Origin of the sequence: Streptomyces sp. NPDC050535 (assembly GCF_044457665.1) — a bacterium.
Taxonomy (GTDB): Bacteria; Actinomycetota; Actinomycetes; order Streptomycetales; family Streptomycetaceae; genus Streptomyces.
On sequence record NZ_JBITHE010000017.1, the window covers coordinates 69,516 to 89,937 of the forward strand.

Genomic DNA, 20,422 nt, shown 5'->3' on the forward strand with positions numbered 1-20,422 from the left:
CCCGCGCCGACCCCGGTCGTGCCACCTCTCCCCCACTGGAGACACCCATGTCTGCATCTCTGCACGAAGCCACCGCCCCCACACTGGTGTCCCCCGGCGCGGCGACCGCCCTCCTCGACGCCTACCGCCCCGGGCCCGACCGCTTCCTCGCCTCTCCCCGCCACACCCTTCTCGGTCGGGGCACCGCCGCCGAAATACCCCACGGCACAAGGCCGTTGGCGCTCCGGGTGCGTGAGGTTCTCGACGCCCGCCGCCGCGCCGGGGACCCCGATCCGATCGTCGTGGGCTCCCTGCCCTTCGCCCCCGACGCCCCGCCCTCGCTGGCCGTACCGGCGTCCGTGCGGTGGGCGCCGCCGCTGCGCGAGGACCCGCTCATCGCGCTGCCCGTGCCCGACACCGACGAACGGACCGACTGGCGGGTGACGGAGGTTCCGGCCGCCGCGGGATACGGCGAGGCGGTCGCCGGCGCGGTCCGGCGGATGCGGGCCGGGGAGTTCGACAAGGTCGTCCTCGCCCGCACCCTGGAGCTCACCTCCCCGCGCGAGCCGGATCTGCCGGCCATGCTGCGCCGGCTGGCGCGCCGGGACCCGGCCGGATACACCTTCGCCGTCCCCAGCGGACCCGGCCGCACGCTCATCGGGGCCAGTCCCGAGCTCCTGGTCGCCCGCCGGGGCGGACTCCTGAGCGCCAACCCGCTGGCCGGTTCCGCTCAGCGCAGCACCGATCTCGCCGAGGACGTCCGGCGCGCGGCCGCGTTGCTGGAGTCCCCGAAGGACCTGCACGAGCACGCCGTCGTGGTGGCCGCCGTGCGCGAGGCGCTCGCGCCGTTCTGCACCCGGCTCGACGTGCCGGACCGGCCCACCCTGGTGCGTACGGCGGCCATGTGGCACCTGTCGACCACCGTCACCGGCGAGCTGGCCGACCCGGCGGTTACCGCCCTCGACCTGGCGTCCGCGCTGCACCCCACTCCGGCGGTGTGCGGCACCCCCACCGAGGTGGCCCGCGCCGTCATCGCCGAGCTGGAACCCTTCGACCGCGGCCCCTACACCGGCATGGTCGGCTGGCAGAACGCGGACGGTGACGGCGAGTGGGTCGTCACGATCCGCTGCGCCGAGGCCGAGGGCCGCTCACTGCGGCTGTTCGCCGGGGCCGGTGTGGTGGCCGCCTCGTCGCCCGAGGCCGAAACGGCCGAGACGGGCGCCAAGTTCCGTACGTTCCTCAGTGCCGTGGGAGCCTCGCTGTGACCGGCACCGGGCCCGACCTCACGCTAAACGCCTGCACCCCAGGCGTCGACGCGCCCACCTGGCCCGCCGAGTTCGCCGAGCGCTACCGCGCGGCGGGCTACTGGCGCGGGGAGACGTTCGGCGGCATGCTGCGCGAGCGCGCCGCCGCGCATCCCGACCGGATCGCCCTCGTCGATCCGGCGCCCGGGCGGCGCACCTGGACCTACCGCCAACTGGACGAGCGCGCCGACCGGCTGGCCGCCGGGTTCGCGGCACGGGGGATCTCCAAGGGCGACCGGGTCGTCCTGCACCTCCCGAACGTCGGCGAGTTCGTCGAGGTCGTCTTCGCGCTCTTCCGCGTCGGCGCGCTGCCGGTGTACGCGCTGCCCGCACACCGCGAGAGCGAGATCGGCTACTTCTGCTCCTTCACCGAGGCCGTCGCCTGTGTGATTCCCGACCGGCACGCGGGCTTCGACCACCGCGTCCTCGCCTCGCGGGTCAAGGAGCGTACGCCGAGCCTGCGGCACGTCTTCGTCGTCGGCGATCCGGGCGAGCACACGGCCCTCGCCGAGGTGCCGTGCGATCCGTCCGAGCCGCTTCCCGGCCCTCAACCGCACGAGCTGGCCTTCCTTCAGCTCTCGGGCGGTACGACGGGCGTGCCGAAGCTCATCCCGCGCACCCACGACGACTACCTGTACTCGCTGTGGGGTTCCAACGAGATCTGCGGTGTCGACGCCGGCACCCGCTTCCTGGTGGTGCTGCCGGCCGCGCACAACTTCCCGATGAGCTCGCCCGGCTGGCTGGGCGTCCTGTATGCCGGAGGTACGGCCGTGCTGTGCCCCGCGCCCGATCCGGCGACCGCGTTTCCCCTCGTAGAGCGGGAGCGGATCACCATGACAGGGCTGGTTCCGCCCCTCGCGCTCGTGTGGACGCAAGCCGGTGCGGATACCGAACACGACTTGTCCAGCCTGGAGTTGGTGCTCGTCGGCGGTGCCAAGTACAGCGAGGAGGCGGCGCGTCGGCTGGAACCCGCGCTGGGCTGCCGGCTGATGCAGGTCTTCGGGATGGCGGAGGGCCTTGTCAACTACACCCGGCTGGGCGACGACGAGGAGACGGTCGTCGGCACGCAGGGGCTGCCGATCTCCCCGGACGACGAGATCCGGATCGTCGACGACGCCGGACTCGAGGTACCAGACGGGGAGTTCGGGCATCTGCTGACGCGCGGCCCCTACACCGTCCGCGGTTACTGGCGCGCTCCCGAACACAACTCGACGGCCTTCACCGAGGACGGCTTCTACCGCACCGGCGACATCGTGCGCCGCACCGCGAGCGGTCATCTCGTCGTCGAGGGCCGGGCGAAGGACCAGATCAACCGGGGCGGGGAGAAGGTCGCGCCGGAGGAGGTCGAGAACATCATCCTCGCCCACCCGGCCGTGCACGACGTGTCCGTCGTCGCGGTGGCCGACGAGTACCTCGGTGAACGCTCCCTCGCCTACGTGATCCTGCGCGCGGGCGCCGAGCCGCTGAAACCCGTCGCCATCAAGCGATTCGTCCGTGAGCGCGGCGTCGCCGCCTACAAGGTCCCCGATCTCGTCGAGTTCGTCGACGCCTTCCCGCAGACCGGGATCGGCAAGGTCAGCAAGAAGCAGCTGCGATCCAGCGCCGTCGCCGAGCAGCACTGAAAGGCCCAGATCTCCCATGGCACTTCCGGCCATAGCCCCCTATCCCCTGCCGACCGAGAGCGAGTTGCCCGCCAACCGCGTCTCCTGGACCGTGGACCCCGCGCGCGCCGTGCTGCTCGTCCACGACCTCCAGAACCACTTCCTCGGCGCGTTCCCGGCCGGTGAGCCGCCCCTGACCGGGATGCTCGACAACACCTCCCGGCTGCTCGACCGTGCCCGAAGCACCGGCATACCGGTCGTGTACTCGACGCAGCGGGGCGGGCAGACGCCCCGGCAGCGCGGGCTCCAGCTCGACTTCTGGGGCCCGGGTGTCGCCAACGACCCGCACGCGCTCAGCGTGCCGGACCCGGTCACGCCGCGGCCCGGCGACCGGATGCTCACCAAGTGGAAGTACAGCGCGTTCGTCCGCACCCGGCTGGAGGAGCTGCTGCGCGACGAGGAGCGTGACCAGCTGGTCGTCGTCGGCGTGTACGCGCACATCGGGGTGCTCATGACCGCGGCGGACGCGTGGATGCGGGACATCCAGGCGTTCGTCGTCGCCGACGCCGTCGCCGACTTCACCCGCGAGGACCACGACATGGCGCTGCGCTGGGCCGCGGGCCGCTGCGCGGTCGTGACCACCACCGACGCGCTTCTCAAGGAGGTCTGAGCCCGATGGCCCTCACCCTGGAGCAGATCCGCAGTGATGTCGCCGACTCCCTCGGCGAGGATCCCGTGGACATCCCCTTCGACGAGAACCTCGTGGACTACGGCCTCGACTCGGTCCGGGTCATGGCACTGCTGGAGCGCTGGCGGCGCGAGCACGGCGTCGAGGCGGCCTTCGCCGACCTGGCGGAGCAGCCGGCCATCGAGGCCTGGGCGCCACTGCTGGGGGTCGTCTCATGACGGTCCTGACGACCGGCGACGCCGGCACCGCGGTCACCGAACTGCCACTTACGGCCGCCCAGTCGGGCATGTGGTACGCGCAGGCCCTTGACCCGCTCAGCCCCGCGCAGAACACCGCGGAGTGCCTGGAGATCGACGGACCGATCGACCCGGAGCTCTTCGCCACCGCCCTGCGGCAGGTCGTCGCCGAGGCCGACTCGCTGCGCGTACGCGTCGAGGACACCCCGAACGGCCCACGCCAGTACATCGCGGACGCGGTCGAGTTGCCGCTCACCGTGCACGACCTGCGGAGCGCGCTGGACGCCCAGGAGCGGGCGCACGGTCCACGGAGGGCGCCGGACGCCCAAAAGGCGCACGACCTGCGGAGGGCGCCGGACGCCCAGGAGCAGGCCGAGGCGTGGATGCGTGCCGACCTCGCCGAGCCCTTCGACCTGGCGGTGGGGCCGCTGTTCCGGCACGCCCTGTTCCGCGTCGGCGAGCGGCGGTGGCTGTGGTATCAGCGCATCCACCACCTCGTCATGGACGGGTTCGGCTACTCACTCCTCGTCCGGCGCACCGCCGACGTCTACACGGCGCTCGCCCGGGGCGAGGAGCCGGGTCCGCGCACCTTCAGGCCGCTCGCCGACCTCGTCGCCGACGACGCCGAGTACCGCTCCTCCGGCGCCTTCGACGCCGACCGCGCGCACTGGGCCCGGGCGTTCGCCGACCGCCCCGAGGCGCCCCGCCTCGCGGGCCGCGGCGCACTGCCCTCACGCACCTTCCGCCGCCGTACGACGTATCTGCCGCCGGCGACCACGGAGCGGCTGCGCGAGCTCGCCGCCCGGTCCCGGGCGACCTGGCCGGACGTCCTGATCGCCGCGCAGGCCCTCTACACCTCCCGCGCGACCGGCCGGCCGGACGTCGTACTGGGCCTGCCGATGATGGGCCGCATGGGCTCGGTCGCGCTGCGCGTGCCCGGCATGGTGATGAACGTGCTGCCGCTGCGGCTCACCGTCTCCCCCGACGCGACCTTCGCCGAGCTGGTGCGTCAGGTGGTCCTCGGCATCCGGGAGGTGCGCCGCCACCAGCGATACCGCTACGAGGACATCCGCCGCGACCTGGGGCTGCTCGGCGAGATGCGGGGTCTGGTCGGCCCGCTCGTCAACGTCATGCCGTTCGACTACGGCGTCGACTTCGCGGGCGCGCCGACCCGGGCACGGAACCTGTCGGCCGGCCCGGTCGACGACCTGACGGTCAACATCTACGACCGCACCGACGGCCACGGACTGCGCATCGACCACGACGGCAATCCGGCCCTGTACGAGGACACCGAACTCGCCGCGCACCAGGATCGGTTCCTTCATCTCCTGGAACGGCTCGCCGACTCCGACGCGCAACTGCCGCTCGCCACCCACGGCATCGCGACGCCGGACGAACACGCCCTGGTGGTGGACGAGTTCAACCGCACGGACCGCAAGCTGCCGCCGACCACCCTCATCGGCCCCATCGAGTCACGCACGGCACGGACCCCGGACGCGACGGCGCTGATCTACGGGGACACCTCCCTCACCTACGCGGACCTCAACGCGCGCGCCAACCGGCTGGCCCGGCATCTGCAGACCCTCGGCGCCCGGCCGGGTGCGGTGGTGGCGGTCTCGGTGCCGCGCTCGGTGGAACTGGTCGTCTCCCTGCTCGCCGTGCTGAAGGCGGGCGCCGCGTATCTGCCGCTCGACCCCGACTACCCGGAGCAGCGGCTCGCCCACATGCTCCAGGACGCGGCACCGGTGTGCGCCGTCACCGACCGCGCGGGACGCCTCCCGGAGGACACCGGGACCCCGCTCGTCGTCCTGGACGGGCTGGACGTGTCCACGCACTCCTGGGTGAACCCACCGAGGGCGCTCACGCCGTCCGACCCCGCGTACGTCATCTACACCTCCGGCTCCACCGGCCGCCCCAAGGGCGTCGTCGTCTCCCACGCGGCGATCGACAACCGCCTGCGCTGGATGCAGCACGCGTACGGACTGGGTTGCGAGGACCGGGTGTTGCAGAAGACCCCGTCGTCGTTCGACGTGTCCGTCTGGGAGTTCTTCTGGCCGCTGCGCCAGGGCGCCGCGCTCGTCGTCGCCGAGCCCGGCGGCCACAAGGACCCCGGCTACCTGGCCCGGCTGATCCGCGAACAGGCCGTCACCACCTGCCACTTCGTGCCGTCGATGCTCCAGGTGTTCCTGGCGGAGGCGGACCCGGCCCAGTGCGAAAGCCTGCGCCAGGTCTTCTGCAGCGGCGAGGCACTGCCGCGCGAGACCGCGAACACCTTCGGGCACACGCTGCCGGGCGCCCGGCTGCACAACCTGTACGGGCCCACCGAGGCGGCTGTCGATGTCACCTACCACGCCTGCGCCCCGGAGGGCTCGGGTCCGGTGCCGATCGGACGGCCGGTGTGGAACACCCGCCTGTACGTTCTCGACGCGGCGCTGCAGCCCTGCCCGCCAGGGATTCCGGGCGAACTGTATCTGGCGGGAACGCAGTTGGCGGACGGCTACCTGAACCGCGGGGAGCTCACGGCGTCCCGTTTCGTGGCCGACCCGTTCGGTCCGTCCGGTACCCGGATGTACCGCACCGGCGACCTGGCACGCTGGACGGAGAAGGGTGAGGCGGAGTACCTCGGCCGCACCGACCACCAGGTGAAGCTGCGCGGCCAGCGCATCGAACTCGGCGAGATCGAGGCCTCGTTGGCGGCCCAGGACGGCGTGGACGGATCCTGCGCGCTGGTCCTCGACGACCGCCTCGTCGGCTATGTGACCGGCGGTGCCGATCCCGCGGCCGTACGGGCGTCGCTGGCGCGCGTGCTTCCGGAGCACATGGTCCCGGCGGCGGTCCTCGCCCTCGACTCCTTCCCGCTGAGCCCCAACGGCAAGCTGGACCGCCGTGCGCTCCCCGCCCCGGTCTTCGCCGGCGGTGAGGGTGCCAGGCGCCCGGCGTCCCCGCGCGAGGAGGCGCTGACGCGGCTGTTCGCGGAGGTGCTCGGGGTCGGACAGGCCGGTCCCGACGACGCGTTCTTCGACCTGGGCGGGACCTCGCTGCTGGCGGTGCGCCTGGTGGCACGCGTACGGGAGGAGTTCGGCGCCGAGCTGACGATCGGCTCGCTGTTCGAGGCGCCGACCCCCGCCGCGCTGGCCGCCCGGCTCGAAGGGGCGGGGCCGGCGTCCGGGGACGCGCTGGACGTCGTACTGCCGCTGCGCGCCGAGGGTGACCGGCCTCCGCTGTTCGCGTTCCATCCTGCGGGCGGCATGTCCTGGTGCTACGCGGGCCTGTCCGCCCGGCTCGGTCCGGACCAGCCCGTGTACGGCATCCAGGCGCGCGGACTGGTCCATGACGAGCCGCTGCCGAGCACACTCCAGGACGAGGCGGCCGACTACGCCGAGCGAATCCGCGAGGTTCAACCGCACGGCCCCTACCGGCTGCTGGGCTGGTCGGTCGGCGGAATCCTCGCGCACACCGTGGCCGTACTGCTCCAGCGGGCCGGGGAGAGGGTCGAACTCCTCGCGCTGCTCGACGCGTTCCCGGCCGAGCAGTGGCGCGAACGCCCCGCGCCCGAGGAGGGTGACGCGCTCACGGCCGTCCTGCGCATGGCGGGCTTCGACCGCACCGACGAGCGCACCAAGGACGACGTGCTCGCCACGCTGCGCCGCGCGGGCAGTCCGCTCGCCGGGCTCGGCGACCACACCCTGTCGAAGATCGTCGACATCGTGCCCAACCACGCCCGGCTGATGCGCGAGCACGAACACGAGCTTTTCGAGGGCGACTTGCTGTTCTTCACGGCCGCCGCGCCGCGTGCCGAGGACTGGCTCACCCGGGAGGCGTGGCGCGCGCACGTGACCGGCGCCGTCGTCAATCACGACCTGGACTGCTCGCACCCGCAGTTGATGCGGGACCGGCATCTCGACGACATCGCCGCGCGGATCGCGGCCCGCCTGAAGGAGCTCGACGCATGAGCCTCCACTACGGACCGTTCGATCCGGGGGCCGAGGGCCGGGGCACGCACCTCGTGCTGGAGAACGCCCGGGGGCAGTTGTCCCTGTGGCCGTCCTGGCGTGCCGTGCCCGCGGGCTGGAGCGCCGTCTTCGGCCCGGCCCGGTACGAGGTGTGCGCGGGCCGGGCGGAGGCGGGGCGGTGACGGGCACCTCGGCGCACAACGCCACGACACCCCTCGCCGGCTCACGCTCCCGACAGCAACTCCACGAGTCCGTCGGCCAGTTCGGTGCGCCAGCACAGGTAGTCGTGGCCGCCGTTGAACTCGCGGTAGGAGGCGTCGTCGTAGCCCGCGGCGGCCAGGGCGTCGCGCAGGCGGCGGGCGGCGGGGAGGGCCACCCACTCCTGCTCGCCGAAGGAGAGACGGAAGCGCACCGGAAGGCGGGGGATCTCGGCGACGCGCCCGGTCAGCCACTCCGGCTCCGGGCCGACGGGCCACCAGAACGAGCCCGACTGGGCGAGGACGTTGCCGAAGCGGTGCGGGGCGAGAAGGCCGGCGTAGGCGGCGGTGAGTCCGCCGAGGCTCTGCCCGGCGATCACCGTGCGCGCGGGGTCGTCCGTGACCGGCAGTCGCCCGGCCGCCCACGGCAGCAGCTCGTCCGCGAGGAAGGCGACGAACTCCGGGCGGCACGTCAGCTCCGCCCAGCGGGTGTCCGCGTCCACGGACTCGGGCAGCACGGCGACGAGCGGCGGGATACGGCCGTCCGCGATGAGGTTGTCGAGGAGGTGCGCGAGGCCGAGCTCCGGCTGCCAGTGCTCACCGTCGAGCAGGGCCAGGATGGGCAGGTTCGCCAACTCCCGTCGCGGCAGAGGGGGTTCGTAGAGCCAGACGCGCCGCCCACCCCCGAGGCGCGCGCTCTCCATGTTGTGCTCGGAGGTCGCGCCGCGGGCCACGCCCTGCCTCGGCGTCCAGTCCCGCGCGCTCGGGGCGCCCGGGAGTTCGACGTACGGAACCGGGTCGCCGCCCCAACGGCGAGGCAGCGTACGGGAGTTGACGGGGTCCGTGTGTCGCTGGGTGCGCAGCCATCGCCAGTACTCAGGGGTCCCCGGCTCCGGGCCCTGACCCTCGTCGACGTAGAAGTCGTACGTGCCGCGCCAGTCGTGGCGCAGGCGGAGCGTCCAGTGCCAGACGTCGGTTCCAGGGGCCCGCTCCATCAGGTTGCCCTCGGGGACGCGCGGGTCACCGAGCTTGTTGGGCAGGACCTGGACGGCACGGGTGGCGGCGGTGCCGCGCCACAGGAACGTGACGGCCACGTGGTCGGCGCTGCCCCGGGGGTCGGGCGAGACGAGCGGAGTGCCGCGCCCGCGGATCCCGGCCCAGAACTCCTCGACGCCCCCCGGTTCGGGCAACGGGCACCCCGGTTCCGGGAGTCGCGACAGTCCGTCGGTACGCGGGAGTCGGGGCGGGTGGTGCGGGGCGCCCTTGGGCGGCACGAACTCGAACATGCGGCGGGACTCCGGGTGAAGGGGGAAAAGAACTAGCGATTATTAGGGTAGCCTAACCTAGGTAATGTGACCTTTCGTCACCTTTTGCGCCCGGCTTCGCCGACCTTTCGCCCCGGCCTCGCGGCTCTCGTCGGCCCTTGATGCCCGACGTCCCCGCCCTCGTCGGCCCTTGATGCCCGGCATCGCCCGATCTCTCGCGATCGAGTGCCCACCACTCCTTTCACGTCAGCCACCAGGAGCAATCCACCATGACCTCCGAGAGACCCTCCACCCCGACACCCGGCGCCACGCCGCAGGTTCGCGCCACCCGAGCCCGGATCGGCCGCATGGCCGCGCTCACCGCCGGGGCGACGCTCGGGCTCGGTGCGCTGGCCGTGCCGTTCGTCACCGCGGGTTCGGACGGGGTGGACAGCACTCCCACCGTGGCACTCGCGGCAGACACCGCGGCTCCCGCCGTCACGCTGGGATCCACCTCCGTGAAGCCCGGCGGCGATGTGTCGTTCACGGCCACCGGCTTCCCGGCCGGGGGAACCCTGAGTATCAAGTTCGACGACAAGACCCTGCTCAAGCAACTCACGATCGGCGACGACGGCAGCGTCTCGGGGAGCGTGACGGTACCGGCCGACGCGACCGTCGGCGGCGAACACTGGCTCCGTTTCCTGGCGCCGCAGACGAGCATCCGCAGCGAGAACCTGACGGTGACCGGCGACACCACGACGCCGACGCCTACGCCTACTCCCACACCGACACCCACCCCCACCCCGACTCCCACACCGACGCCGACTCGGACGACGGCCCCCGCGGTGAAGCTCACCAGCGGTGCGAAGGTCGCGGCGGGCGGCAAGGTCTCCTTCGCCCTCTCCGGTTTCACCAAGGGCCAGACCGTCACGGTAAAGCTCGACGACAGCGAGATGCTCGGCCAGTGGACGTCTGCCGTGGGCTCCGACGGCACCTTCTCGGGCACGGTCACCGTCCCCGCCTCCACCACGGCCGGGGCCCACTGGCTGCGCGTACTCGCCCCGAACCCCGCGACGAGCCTCAGGGCCGACATCACGGTCACCTCCGGCAGCGGCGGGTCGGACACCGGCGGAAGCACGGGCGGCGGGTCCGGCACCAGCGGCGGTTCGAGCGGCAGTTCCAGCGGCGGGTCCGACACCAGTGGCGGTTCGGGATCGACCGGCGGCTCCGGCAGCACGACCGGTGCGTCCGCGACGATCACCGCGGGGTCCACTGTCGCCGCGGGCGGCAAGGTCTCCTTCGAGGTGACGGGCTTCCCGGCCGGCGAACAGCTCACCGTGAAGCTGGACGACAGCGAGATCATCGGGCAGTGGTCCGGCGGAATCGGCGCGGACGGCTCGTTCTCCGGCAGCGTCACCGTCCCGGCGGTCACCGCCAAGGGTGCGCACTGGCTGCGCTTTCTCGCTCCGAACCCGGCGACCAGCCTCAAGGCCGACTTCACCGTGACCTCCGGTTCCGACGCGGCCACCTCGACCGGCGGGTCCGGCACGAGTGCCGGCGCCTCGGCCACGCCGGTGCCGGCCGCGTCGGGCGACCCGGCCGGCGCCTCCAACTCGGCAGGCGCCAAGGCCGAGATCACCGCCAGCCAGGTGGAGCCCGGCGGCGAACTCCACTTCAAGGTGACGAAGTTCCCCGCGGGCGAGACCGTCACCATCAAGCTCGACGACGACGCCATCCTCGGCCAGTGGCAGGCGGATTCGACGGGCTCGTACGAGGGTGACGTGGCCGTCCCCGCCGGCACCACCACGGGCGCGCACTGGCTGCGGTTCCTCGCCCCCAACCCGCCCACCACGCTGAAGGTCGAGTTCACGGTGACCGGACCGGGCGCCACGGCGGACTCGGCCGGCGGCCGGACGTCGGCCACCGCGGCACCGGAGGCCCTACCGGACACGGCCGCCGCCGCGTCGGTCCAGAGCTCCGTGTCGGTCGCGACGATCGCCTGGTCGGCGACGGCCGCCGCCATCGGCGGCGCCGCCGGAGCCGCGGGCACCACGGTGTTCGTCCTGCGTCGCCGCCCCCAGCGGGCGACCGGGAACTGACGCCCCCACAGACCCCCCACATCCATCCAACTCGCCCTTGAGGCGTATCCCACCGAGGAGTTCGACACCGCATGACCTCATTCACCCGCACCATCCGTCGTACCGCCGCGGTAGCCGTGGCACTCGCCGCGGGCAGCGCGGCCCTGACCGGCACCGCGACCGCCAAGGGCGGCGCCGCGACCGGCTCGGCGGTCACCTCCGCGCCGCTCGTGAAAGGCCTCTACCAGTCGGCGTACTCCGAGCGGAACGACGCCCTGTGGGTCACCACCGCCGTGGGCCGGCCGCCGGTCACCGGCTCCAGCCTGCTGAAGGTCGACCCGGACACCCTCGCCGTCGAGGCGACGTACACCCCGCCGGTCACCGACCCGGCCACCGGCGCCCTCGAAGCGGTCTACGGCGTCGCCGTCGACGACGAGCACAACACCGTCTGGACGACGAACACCCGCAACAACACCGTCGCCGTCTACAGCCAGCGGACCGGCGCGCACCTCGCCACGCTGCCGGACGTGGCGCACGCCCGCGAGATCGTCGTGGACGAGCGGCACAACACCGTGTGGGCGAGCGCGTTCGGCTCCGGCACCCTGGTCGCCTACGACAGCAGGACCTTCGAGGAGAAGGAGCGCGTCACGGTCGCGGGCTCCACCCCGACGGGCCTCGTTGTGAACGAGAAGACCGGCACGGTGTACGCCGCCGACCTGGCCGGCGACCAGATCATCGAGGTCTCCCCGCGCTCCGAGACCCCGCGGCTGATCCCCACGGGTGACGGCCCGATCTCGGTCTCGCTGTCCAGGAACGGCCGTACCGCGTACACCGCCGACCAGACGGCGGGAACCCTCTCGGTCGTCGACCTCAAGGAGGGGGCCGTCACCAGGTCCGTCGCCACCGGTGCGGGCGCCCTGTCCGTGGCCACCGACGAGCGCTCGGGCGATGTCCTGGTCGTCAACCGCACGGCCGCGAACGTCACGGTGGTCGACCCGCGCGCCGGAGCCGTCGTGGAGACCGTCGCCACCGGCGCCAACCCCAACCATGTCGAGGTCGCCGACGGCACCGCGTACGTGGTGGACAAGTCGGGCTCGGGCCCGGCGGGCGAAGACCTGGTGACCCGCGTCAGCCTCGGTCACTGAGAAACGGCCGGGTGTTCCGTACCTCGCGTTCGCCGCGACGGACGGGGCACCCGGCCCCCGTCGCGCACGGCGCCACCAGCGACCGTCCGTGCTAGCATCACCGCACTCGATTATCAGGAATCCTGTTAATCGGCGAGACGGCTCGACGATCGGAACCGTATGTCCCTCCTCGCCCGGCCGGCCGTGGCCGCCTTCGCCGCCAAGTCGATCCAGCGCCTCGCCCGGGCGGCGAGCCGACGTTCCGAGGGCCGCGGCTCCGCGGCTTCCTTTCACCGCCGCTTCCCCGAATTCACGCGCGACGTCAGCGAGTTGACGGTCCCTACGTCGATCGCCCCGGCCCCGGTCGTGGTCTACAGGCCCGCGACCGCGCCCAAGGGCGCGCTGCCGCCGGTGCATGTCAACTTCCATGGCGGCGGCTTCGTGATACCGCTGACGGAGATCGACGATCCGTTGTGCCGGTGCCTGGCGGCCGAGGCGGGTGTGGTCGTGATCAACGTGGACTACGTCGTCGCTCCGCAGCACCGGTTTCCCGCCCCGCCCCGGCAGGCGTACGAGGTGGTCAAGTGGATCGCCTCGCACGGTGAGGAGCACGGCTGGGACGGCGGCCGGCTCACCGTGGGCGGCCAGAGTGCCGGCGGCGGCCTCGCCGCGGCCGTCGCCCGCCTGGCTCTCGAGGAGGACGGGCCCTCGATCGCGCTCCAGGTCCTGCACTACCCACCGCTCGACCTGGCGACCGGCGTCAGGAACAAACGCGCCGCCATCGCCAAGCCGATGCTGCGCCCCTGGATGGGAGAGATCTTCGACAGCGCGTACATTCCGGATCCGCGCGAGCGCGCCGACCGGCTGGCGTCGCCCGCCCATCCGTCGGACACCGCGAGCCTCAAGGGCATCGCTCCGGCCCTGGTGGTCACCGCGGAGTACGACCTCCTCAAGGCGGAGGGCGAGCAGTACGCCGACCGGCTGCGTGAGGCGGGCGCGCTGGTCGAGCACCACGACGTGCCCAAGGCCGACCACGGCTACGACGGCACGGACGACGTGAAGGCCCGGGAGGTCTACGCACTGATCGCACGACATGTGCGGCAGGCTGGCAACTCCGGTACGCGCGAGGCTGGTTGAAACACGGTCCGCGGGACCGGGGCCAGCCCTTCCGCACCGGCGACACCACAGTGCCCGACACCCTTGTGGGCGCCGGGCCTGTTGCCGGCCAGGACCTGGCGGCCGGGGCGACCGCCGCACAACGGACGCCCCTGCCACCGGTCCCTCCATCCCCCTTCGTGGAGCCTGCGGTTGCCCAGCTAGTGGGCTTCGGGCGGTGTGACGCCCAACTTCGCGGCGCTCTCCGTCAGTTCGCGCCACACTTTCGGCGCCACGGGTACGCCCTTGTCGGCGCGCTCCACGGCCAGGGCCGCGCTGCGCTCGCCGGGGTAGAACACACCTGCCGCGTCGTCGGCCGCGGGCAGCCCCTTGAGGGTGCTCAGCGTGGCGTCGACGGCCGCGCCGAAACCGTCCGTGTCGTTGCCGAAAGCCGCCGGGTCGATGGCGATCAGCAGGGCGTTCTGGCGGTGCTTGCGGCCCTGGGGATCGTCCGAGTGGAAGGCGGCGAAGATCGGGGCTCCGACGAGCACGCTGGTGAGCAGCTCGAAGGCGAGTGACATGCCGGAACCTTTGACGCCGCCCAACGGCAGTGGCATGACCGCCAGTTCGGGGTCGGTCGTGGGGGTGCCGTCCGCGGTGGCGGCCGCACCCTCGGGCAGCGGGGTGCCGCTCGCCTTGGCCTGGCGGATCTTGCCGAGGGCGATGGTGGCGGTGGCCATGTCGAGCAGCAGCGGCGCGTGATCCGACGAGGGAGACGTCGGCACAGCGATGGCGAGCGGGCTGGTGGCCACGGCGGCGCCCTTGACTCCGGTGTAGCCCATGTTGGGCATCCCGGCCACGAACCCGATCCCGACCAGGCCTTGTTCGGCGATCTTCGAGACGTAGTAGCCGATGGCGCCGGTGTGGACGGTGTGGCGCACGCCGACGGTGGCGATGCCGGTCGTCCTGGCCCGGGTCACCGCCTCTTCCGCCGCGGCGGTGAGCGCCACCGGGCCGGGTGCGCGGTCGGCGTCGAGGACGGCGGCGGCCGGGGTGCTGGACTCCAGCCTGATGTCGGGCTTGGCGTTGGCCACGCCCTTGGCGAGCAGCTCCAGGTAGGCGGGGATGCGTGCGGTGCCGTGGGAGTCGACGCCGCGCTGGGCGGCCCAGACGAACACCTCGGCGGTGGTGCGGGCGTGCTCGGGGCTGAGGCCACCCTTCTCGAGGAGCGCGGCGCCGAAGGTGCGCAGGTCCTCGGCGGGCACAAGGACCTTGCCGGGCTTGGGAGTCGGTGTGTCGGTCATGGGTGCGGGTGCCTCCTGGATCAGCGGGTGACGAGGACGTCGACGACGGCGGTGGTGCCCTCCGCCACGGCCTTGAGCGCGCGCTCCAGCGCGGGGGCGAGCGCGTCCGGCGTGTCGACGGTCTCGGTGTGCATGCCGAACGGCTCGGCGAACTGCGCGAGCCTGGGCAGCCGGTGCAGGTCGGTGCCTAGCCACTCGCCGGTCTCGGCCGCCGCGCCCTCGGGGTAGAACCTGCGGTGGTTGAGGTTCATCGACTTGTAGACGCGGTTGTTGAAGATCACGATCAGCAGGGGCAGTTCGTACGCGGCCGAGGCGTCGTACGACTGGATGACCGGGTTGTACGCGAACGCGCCGTCGCCGATGGTGAGCACCACGGGCCGTTCCCCGGCGGCGAGTTTGACGCCGAGGGCGACGGCGATGCCCTGTCCGAGTCCGCCCTGCACGTAGAAGTAGGAGTCGGGCTCGGAGGTCTGGACGTGGCGCTTGACGACACGGCTGTGCGTGATGGTCTCGTCGACCACGATCGCGTCCCGCCCGTCGAGGAGTCCGCGGAGCGTCGCGGCGACGAGCACCGGGTCGATGCCGTCCGTCTGTGCCGCCGCCTTCGACTCGGCCGCGGCGATCGCGGCCTGCTCGTCGGCGTGCCGCTCCTCCTGCGCCACGCGCCGCGCGGTCACGGCGGCCACGTCGAGATCCTTGGCCCGCTTGGTGAGCTGCCGCAGGGTGTTGGCGACGTTGCCCTCCAAGTACCTGTCCGCGAAGAGGACTTGGTAGACGACGTGCGGGCGCTGCGGCACCTCGTCGATGACGACGATGGTCGCCTTCGAGGGGCGGCGCGAAGGCGGATAGAAGGGAGCACGGCAGTTGACGAGCAGGATCAGGTCCGCCTCGTCCATCCAGGGACCGATGTCGCTGCCGGCGTGCAGCGGATGGTCGCGTGGGAAGTTGCCGCACACCGCGGAGTCCGGCTCGACGACCGGGATGTTCCAGGCCTCGGCGAAGGCGAGGAGCGACTCGAAACCGCCCGCCTCACGGCCGGCCGTCTCCGTCACGATCACGGGGTTCCCGGCCTCGCGGATCAGCTGGGCGACGGGGTCGACCTCTTCGGGCGAGCTGTGCGTGGAGCCCGGCGGGACGACGGTCCTGGCCTCGCGGCCGTCCCACTCCTCCAGCAGGATCTCCAGCGGGATGTTGAGGTACGCCGGACCCGCGGGGGCCCGCCAAGCCAGTTCCGCCGCCCGCGTGATCATGGTCGGCAGGGTGTGGACGCTGGCGGCCTCGTTGGACCACTTGGTGAACGGCTGGGCGATCTGGTGCGGGCCGCCCACGATCGACAGGTTGCGGTACCACTGCCCGCCGGGGTCCTGGCCCGGGCCGTCGCCGTACGTGGTCGACTCCGAGGAGGCGACCACCATGGGGACGCCCGCGAGGAGCGCGCCGTGGACCGCCATCGAGCCCTGGAGCAGGCCGGGGGCCGCGTGCAGCAGCACCCCCTGCGGGCGGCGCTCGACGAGGCCGTAGCCGGTGGCCATGCCGACGGCGACGGTCTCGTGGGTGAGGTCCAGATAGCGCGGCGCGGGCTCGCCGTCCCGGTGGCGCCGGGCCAGGGACTCCCAGACCGGGGCCCATTCGGACCCCGACGAGCAGAAGATGTAGTCGGCGCCGACGGCGTTGAGGGCGGAGACGACAGCATCACCGCCGTCGGCGCCTGGTGTGTTCTTGATGTCCGTCATCTCAGGTGTTTCCTCAGCCCTCGATCGGCCAGTCGAGGACCTCGCTGATGCCGCGGCCCATGATCCACTCAAGCTCTTCGGGCGTGAAGTCGTAGTGCTTGGTGAACTGCTCGACGGTGTCGGTGTACGTGATGCCGTGACCCAGCAGGCGCGTGATGTCGGTGCCGTAGAAGCAGCGCTCCGGGCCCATCTTGTCGACCATCTCGCGCACGTACTGCTCGATGTTCTTGTTGGGGAAGGGCTGCGTCGAGTAGCCGGGGAGGGCCGAGACCTTGACGTAGATGTTGGGGTGCTTGGCCAGGTCGGCGGTCTCCGCGACCCAGTAGCCGATCGCGTCGTCGACGCAGCGGGCCATGATGCCCATGTGGTCGATGATGATCTTCAGGCCGGGGTGCTTGGCGGCGATCTGACCGAGCTCACGCTTCCAGATCGGAGCGTGCACCATGGTGGGGACGGCGAGTTCCTCGGCGACCGGCCAGTACCAGTCGTTGGTGCCGTCGATCATCCAGTTGCGGTCCTGCGGGCGGTGGAAGGTGAGCCGGGTGCCCTTGATGTGCGGGTTCTGCGCGAAGTCCTTGAGCATCGCGGTGCCCTCGACCTCGTTGTCCTGCGGGACGCGGGCCATGATGCCGAAGCGGTCGGGGTGCGCCTCGCAGGCTTCGAGCGCGTAGTCGATGCGGTTGCCCTCCCACGAGGGGGGCAGGATCAGCGCCCGGTTGATGCCGGCCTCGTCCATGAGCTCGAGGGCCTCCTCGTAGGAGAAGGCTTCCTCGCGGTGGCCGTTGAGGCGGATGCGCTCACGCGCGCCCGGGACCCAGGGGCGGTCCGGGGTCTCTTCCTTCCAGATGTGGATCTGGGTGTCGACAACGAACATGTCTTCGGCCGTTTCTCTTCGACGGGGATGGCGGGGTGGTGCGGGTGGAACGCTAGGCGGGCGCGCGGCCTTTGCAGAGACCTGGGGATGCAAGCAGTTGTTGCGCGAAAGTCGGCTGTACGCAGGGCATTCTCAGTTTGCGGAGACGTCCGCGAAGAGGCCGTCGACGAGGTGTTCCGCGATCGCCATGGACGCCGTGGCGGCAGGCGAGGGCGCGTTGCGGACGGCGGTGATCCGGCCCACGCGGTGGATGCGGAAGTCGTCCACGAGCGTGCCGTCCGGGTCCAGTGCCTGGGCGCGTACACCGGCACCGCCGCGGACCACGTCGGAGACGCCGACCCCGGGGACGTACAGCTCGGCGTCCTTCATGAAGGCCGACATGGACAGCGAGCCGCGGTACTCCCTGATGCCCGTCCGCCAGTGCTGGGCGGCCATCCGCCAGGAGCCGGGGTAGGCCGCGAGTCCCGCGAGGTCCCTGAGTGAGACGCGGCTGCGCCGGTACCCCTCCCTGGCCAGTGCCAGGACGGCGTTCGGGCCGACCTCGACGGAACCGTCGACGCGTGGCGTGAAGTGGACGCCGAGGAAGGGGTAACGCGGGTCCGGGACCGGGTAGATGAGCCCGCGCACCAGGTCCGTCCGCTCCGGTTTGAGCAGCATGTACTCGCCCCGGAAGGGGATGATCCTCGGCTCCTTCCTGTCCTGGGCGAGTCTGGCGACGGAGTCCGAGTGGAGGCCCGCGCAGAGGACCAGCCGGTCGACGCGCACCCGGTCCTGGGCGGAGGCCACCTCGATGCCGCCCGGCACGTCGGTGAGGGAGGTGACCGGGAAGCCGAGCCGCACCTCGCCGCCCGCTGCCTCGATGTCCTTGGCGAACTCCCGGGCGATCGCCGGGTAGTCGGTGATCGCGGTGCGCGGGGAGTGCAGGGCCGCGATGCCCCCGGCGTTGGGCTCCAGCTCCCCGATCTCCTCCTTGGAGACCTTCCTCAGCTCGGGCACGTGGTTGTTCCTGGCCCGCTCGTAGAGGCTCTCCATCCGGCCCAGCTCGTCCTCGCGCACCGCCACGACCAGCTTGCCGATCTCGGCGTAGGGCAGCCCGCGCTCCTGGCAGTACTCGCGCAGTATCGATACGCCTCGCACGCACAGGTCCGCCTTGAGGCTGCCCGGCGCGTAGTAGATCCCCGCGTGCACCACGCCCGAGTTGTGCCCGGTCTGGTGGACGGCGACCTGCGGCTCCTTCTCCAGCACCACGACGCGGGTGCCGGGGCGGCGCAGGGCGATCTCGCGGCCGGTGGCCAGGCCCAGGATGCCGGCGCCGACGATGCCGATCGTCTCGTCAGCCATCGTCAGCCGCCGAAGTGGACGGCGACGGTCTTGACCCGGGTGTAGAAGCGCAGGGCCTCCTCGCCCTGCTCCTTGAACGGCGATCCGGAGTCGCGGAAGCCGCCGAAGGGGTGGTGGACGTCCCAGCCGGAGGTCGTGGTGTTCACCGCTACCTGGCCGCACTCGGCCTCGTCGGCGAAGCGGTAGGCGGCGCCCAGGTTCTGGGTGAACACGGCGGCGGCGAGACCGAAGTCGGAGTCGTTGACCGCCGCGATCGCCTCCTCGAAGGAGTCCACCGGGCGCAGCACGACCACGGGGCCGAACACCTCCTCGTGCCAGATGTCCGCCTCCGGGGTCACGTCACCCAGCACGGTCGGATTGACGTAGCAGCCGTGGCGCAGCGCCTCGTCCTTCGGCTGGTCGCCGCCGGCGAGGACGGTGGCGCCCTGCTTGACGGCGCGCTCGATGTCGGCCAGGACGCCGTCGCGCTGCCGGGCGCTCACCAGCGGTCCCATGGTGGTGCCGTCCGCGAGTCCTGGACCGACGCGCAGCGCGGCGGCCTCGGCGAGCAGCAGGCCGGTGAACTCCTCGTACACGGGCCGCTCGACGATCACCCGGCTGGTGGCGGTGCAGCGCTGCCCGGCCTGCGCGAAGCCGGCGGCGGCGACGGCCTTGGCGGCTGCCGTGAGGTCGGCGTCGGCGAGGACGACGGTGGCGTTCTTGCCGCCGAGTTCGCCCTGGAAGCGGACGTTGCGGGCGGCGAGCCGGGCGCGCAGTCCCTCGCCGACCTCGTTGCTGCCGGTGAAGGTGAGCGCGGTCAGGCGCGGGTCGGAGATCAGCGCCTCGGAGATCTGCGCGCCGCGCCCGGTGACCACGTTGAGGACGCCCGCCGGCAGGCCCGCGTCGTGCAGGGCGCGGGCGAAGTGCAGGGCGGCCTGCGGGGTGTCGGTGGCCGGCTTGAGGAGGGCGGCGTTGCCGGCCGCGAGGGTGGGTGCGAGCTTGCGGGCCGGCGTGATCAGCGGGTCGTTCCACGGGGTGATCGCCAGGACGATGCCGATCGGTTCGCGCTGGAAGCTGGTGCGGGTGTCGGGTCGTACGTCGTGCAGGAGGGTGCCGTAGCCCTGCCGGGCGATGCCCGCGTAGTACTCCAGGAAGTCGGCGGCCTTGATCGTCTCGCCGGTGGCCTCGGCGCGGGTCTTGCCCATCTCGGTGGCGAGGTCCTCGGCGATCTCCGTGACGCGCTCGCGCAGCAGCCGTGCGGCCTCCGTCATGATCCGGGCGCGCTCGAAGGGGCTGGTGCGCTTCCACACCGCGAAGCCCCGCTCGGCGTGGTCGTAGGCGCGGGTGACGTCGGCGGCGCTCAGTGCGGGGACGCGGGCGACGGGGGTGCGCAGGTCGGAGGGGTCGTGGACGTCGATCCACTCGCCGGTCGCCAACCACTCTCCACCGGAGAGGGTTTCCAGGGTTCGCATTGAAGATCACTTCCTTCGTCCGCCGCGGTGCGGGTTCCGCGGTCTGCACAGCGAGCGGCCATTCGGGCCGAATGCGACAACACACCATGTCGGGGCGGTGCCACCAGCCCTGCGGCGGCAGTCATTGCTTGCGCCGCACGCGGGTCGGCGTGCGGGTGATCCGTGCTGGAATCGGCAGGCCGGACGGCCTCTGCGACGCCGTCCGCACCCGAGCCGTAAG

15 protein-coding genes are annotated in these 20,422 nt (G+C 72.2%); 9 read left to right on the forward strand and 6 right to left on the reverse strand.

What is annotated here, in order from left to right:
• Positions 1-47 precede the first annotated feature (47 nt).
• The 6 genes from ACIBLC_RS30685 to ACIBLC_RS30710 are packed head-to-tail and all read left to right on the forward strand — an operon-like array spanning position 48 to position 7,943.
• Positions 48-1,244 carry an isochorismate synthase gene (locus ACIBLC_RS30685; RefSeq protein WP_399214583.1) on the forward strand — a complete coding sequence of 399 codons (1,197 nt, stop codon included), beginning with the start codon at positions 48-50 and terminating at the stop codon, positions 1,242-1,244.
• Entirely contained in the window at positions 1,241-2,905 is a 1,665-nt protein-coding gene (locus ACIBLC_RS30690) for a (2,3-dihydroxybenzoyl)adenylate synthase (protein ID WP_399214584.1), read from the forward strand. The genes ACIBLC_RS30685 and ACIBLC_RS30690 overlap by 4 nt, the downstream gene beginning before the upstream one ends.
• Positions 2,906-2,921: 16 nt before the next feature.
• A complete protein-coding gene (locus ACIBLC_RS30695; protein ID WP_399214585.1) occupies positions 2,922-3,554 on the forward strand; it encodes an isochorismatase family protein in 633 nt (210 codons plus the stop codon).
• Between the two features lie 5 nt (positions 3,555-3,559).
• On the forward strand, positions 3,560-3,790 hold the full coding sequence (locus ACIBLC_RS30700; RefSeq protein ID WP_399214586.1) for a phosphopantetheine-binding protein: 231 nt from the start codon (positions 3,560-3,562) through the stop codon (positions 3,788-3,790).
• A complete protein-coding gene (locus tag ACIBLC_RS30705) occupies positions 3,787-7,761 on the forward strand; it encodes an amino acid adenylation domain-containing protein (RefSeq protein WP_399214587.1) in 3,975 nt (1,324 codons plus the stop codon). The genes ACIBLC_RS30700 and ACIBLC_RS30705 overlap by 4 nt, the downstream gene beginning before the upstream one ends.
• Positions 7,758-7,943 (forward strand): MbtH family NRPS accessory protein, encoded by a 186-nt coding sequence (locus ACIBLC_RS30710; RefSeq protein ID WP_399214588.1) that lies wholly within the window; start codon positions 7,758-7,760, stop codon positions 7,941-7,943. The genes ACIBLC_RS30705 and ACIBLC_RS30710 overlap by 4 nt, the downstream gene beginning before the upstream one ends.
• 41 nt (positions 7,944-7,984) lie before the next feature.
• On the opposite strand, the gene fes is transcribed toward ACIBLC_RS30710, so the two are convergent.
• Complete coding sequence (gene fes / locus ACIBLC_RS30715; protein ID WP_399214589.1) at positions 7,985-9,244, reverse strand: enterochelin esterase; 1,260 nt, start codon at positions 9,242-9,244, stop codon at positions 7,985-7,987.
• 248 nt (positions 9,245-9,492) lie between these two features.
• Between fes and ACIBLC_RS30720 the strand changes: the two genes are divergently transcribed.
• From ACIBLC_RS30720 to ACIBLC_RS30730, 3 genes are all read left to right on the forward strand, one after another.
• Entirely contained in the window at positions 9,493-11,301 is a 1,809-nt protein-coding gene (locus ACIBLC_RS30720) for a hypothetical protein (protein WP_399214590.1), read from the forward strand.
• Between the two features lie 71 nt (positions 11,302-11,372).
• Positions 11,373-12,425, forward strand: coding sequence for a YncE family protein (locus tag ACIBLC_RS30725; protein ID WP_399214591.1), 1,053 nt, complete (start codon positions 11,373-11,375; stop codon positions 12,423-12,425).
• Between the two features lie 159 nt (positions 12,426-12,584).
• Positions 12,585-13,541, forward strand: coding sequence for an alpha/beta hydrolase fold domain-containing protein (locus tag ACIBLC_RS30730; RefSeq protein ID WP_399214592.1), 957 nt, complete (start codon positions 12,585-12,587; stop codon positions 13,539-13,541).
• A gap of 179 nt (positions 13,542-13,720) precedes the next feature.
• Here the strand turns inward: ACIBLC_RS30730 and ACIBLC_RS30735 are convergent, their stop codons facing one another.
• The 5 genes from ACIBLC_RS30735 to ACIBLC_RS30755 all read right to left on the reverse strand — a co-directional run bounded on the left by ACIBLC_RS30735 (position 13,721) and on the right by ACIBLC_RS30755 (position 20,202).
• The gene (locus ACIBLC_RS30735; RefSeq protein WP_399214593.1) at positions 13,721-14,803 is read right to left on the reverse strand and encodes an Ldh family oxidoreductase; all 1,083 of its coding nucleotides are present in this window, start codon (positions 14,801-14,803) and stop codon (positions 13,721-13,723) included.
• A 20-nt stretch (positions 14,804-14,823) separates the two neighbouring features.
• Entirely contained in the window at positions 14,824-16,536 is a 1,713-nt protein-coding gene (locus ACIBLC_RS30740) for a thiamine pyrophosphate-dependent enzyme (protein WP_399214594.1), read from the reverse strand.
• A gap of 13 nt (positions 16,537-16,549) precedes the next feature.
• Positions 16,550-17,410: an amidohydrolase gene (locus ACIBLC_RS30745; RefSeq protein ID WP_266470371.1), complete on the reverse strand. Its 861-nt coding sequence runs from the start codon at positions 17,408-17,410 to the stop codon at positions 16,550-16,552.
• Between the two features lie 132 nt (positions 17,411-17,542).
• Positions 17,543-18,751: an L-2-hydroxyglutarate oxidase gene (lhgO, locus tag ACIBLC_RS30750; protein ID WP_399214595.1), complete on the reverse strand. Its 1,209-nt coding sequence runs from the start codon at positions 18,749-18,751 to the stop codon at positions 17,543-17,545.
• Positions 18,752-18,753: 2 nt separating this feature from the next.
• Complete coding sequence (locus tag ACIBLC_RS30755) at positions 18,754-20,202, reverse strand: aldehyde dehydrogenase family protein (protein WP_399214596.1); 1,449 nt, start codon at positions 20,200-20,202, stop codon at positions 18,754-18,756.
• Positions 20,203-20,422: the final 220 nt, after the last annotated feature.

What these genes read in the sequence shown, in the direction of transcription:
- ACIBLC_RS30705 (WP_399214587.1), top strand. Translation starts at nt 3,787, where the DNA reads ATGACGGTCCTGACGACCGGCGACGCCGGCACCGCGGTCACCGAACTG.
- ACIBLC_RS30710 (WP_399214588.1), top strand. Translation starts at nt 7,758, where the DNA reads ATGAGCCTCCACTACGGACCGTTCGATCCGGGGGCCGAGGGCCGGGGC.
- ACIBLC_RS30745 (WP_266470371.1), bottom strand. Translation starts at nt 17,410, where the DNA reads ATGTTCGTTGTCGACACCCAGATCCACATCTGGAAGGAAGAGACCCCG.
- ACIBLC_RS30700 (WP_399214586.1), top strand. Translation starts at nt 3,560, where the DNA reads ATGGCCCTCACCCTGGAGCAGATCCGCAGTGATGTCGCCGACTCCCTC.
- ACIBLC_RS30695 (WP_399214585.1), top strand. Translation starts at nt 2,922, where the DNA reads ATGGCACTTCCGGCCATAGCCCCCTATCCCCTGCCGACCGAGAGCGAG.
- ACIBLC_RS30720 (WP_399214590.1), top strand. Translation starts at nt 9,493, where the DNA reads ATGACCTCCGAGAGACCCTCCACCCCGACACCCGGCGCCACGCCGCAG.
- ACIBLC_RS30740 (WP_399214594.1), bottom strand. Translation starts at nt 16,536, where the DNA reads ATGACGGACATCAAGAACACACCAGGCGCCGACGGCGGTGATGCTGTC.
- fes (WP_399214589.1), bottom strand. Translation starts at nt 9,244, where the DNA reads ATGTTCGAGTTCGTGCCGCCCAAGGGCGCCCCGCACCACCCGCCCCGA.
- ACIBLC_RS30725 (WP_399214591.1), top strand. Translation starts at nt 11,373, where the DNA reads ATGACCTCATTCACCCGCACCATCCGTCGTACCGCCGCGGTAGCCGTG.
- ACIBLC_RS30730 (WP_399214592.1), top strand. Translation starts at nt 12,585, where the DNA reads ATGTCCCTCCTCGCCCGGCCGGCCGTGGCCGCCTTCGCCGCCAAGTCG.
- ACIBLC_RS30755 (WP_399214596.1), bottom strand. Translation starts at nt 20,202, where the DNA reads ATGCGAACCCTGGAAACCCTCTCCGGTGGAGAGTGGTTGGCGACCGGC.
- ACIBLC_RS30735 (WP_399214593.1), bottom strand. Translation starts at nt 14,803, where the DNA reads ATGACCGACACACCGACTCCCAAGCCCGGCAAGGTCCTTGTGCCCGCC.
- ACIBLC_RS30685 (WP_399214583.1), top strand. Translation starts at nt 48, where the DNA reads ATGTCTGCATCTCTGCACGAAGCCACCGCCCCCACACTGGTGTCCCCC.
- lhgO (WP_399214595.1), bottom strand. Translation starts at nt 18,751, where the DNA reads ATGGCTGACGAGACGATCGGCATCGTCGGCGCCGGCATCCTGGGCCTG.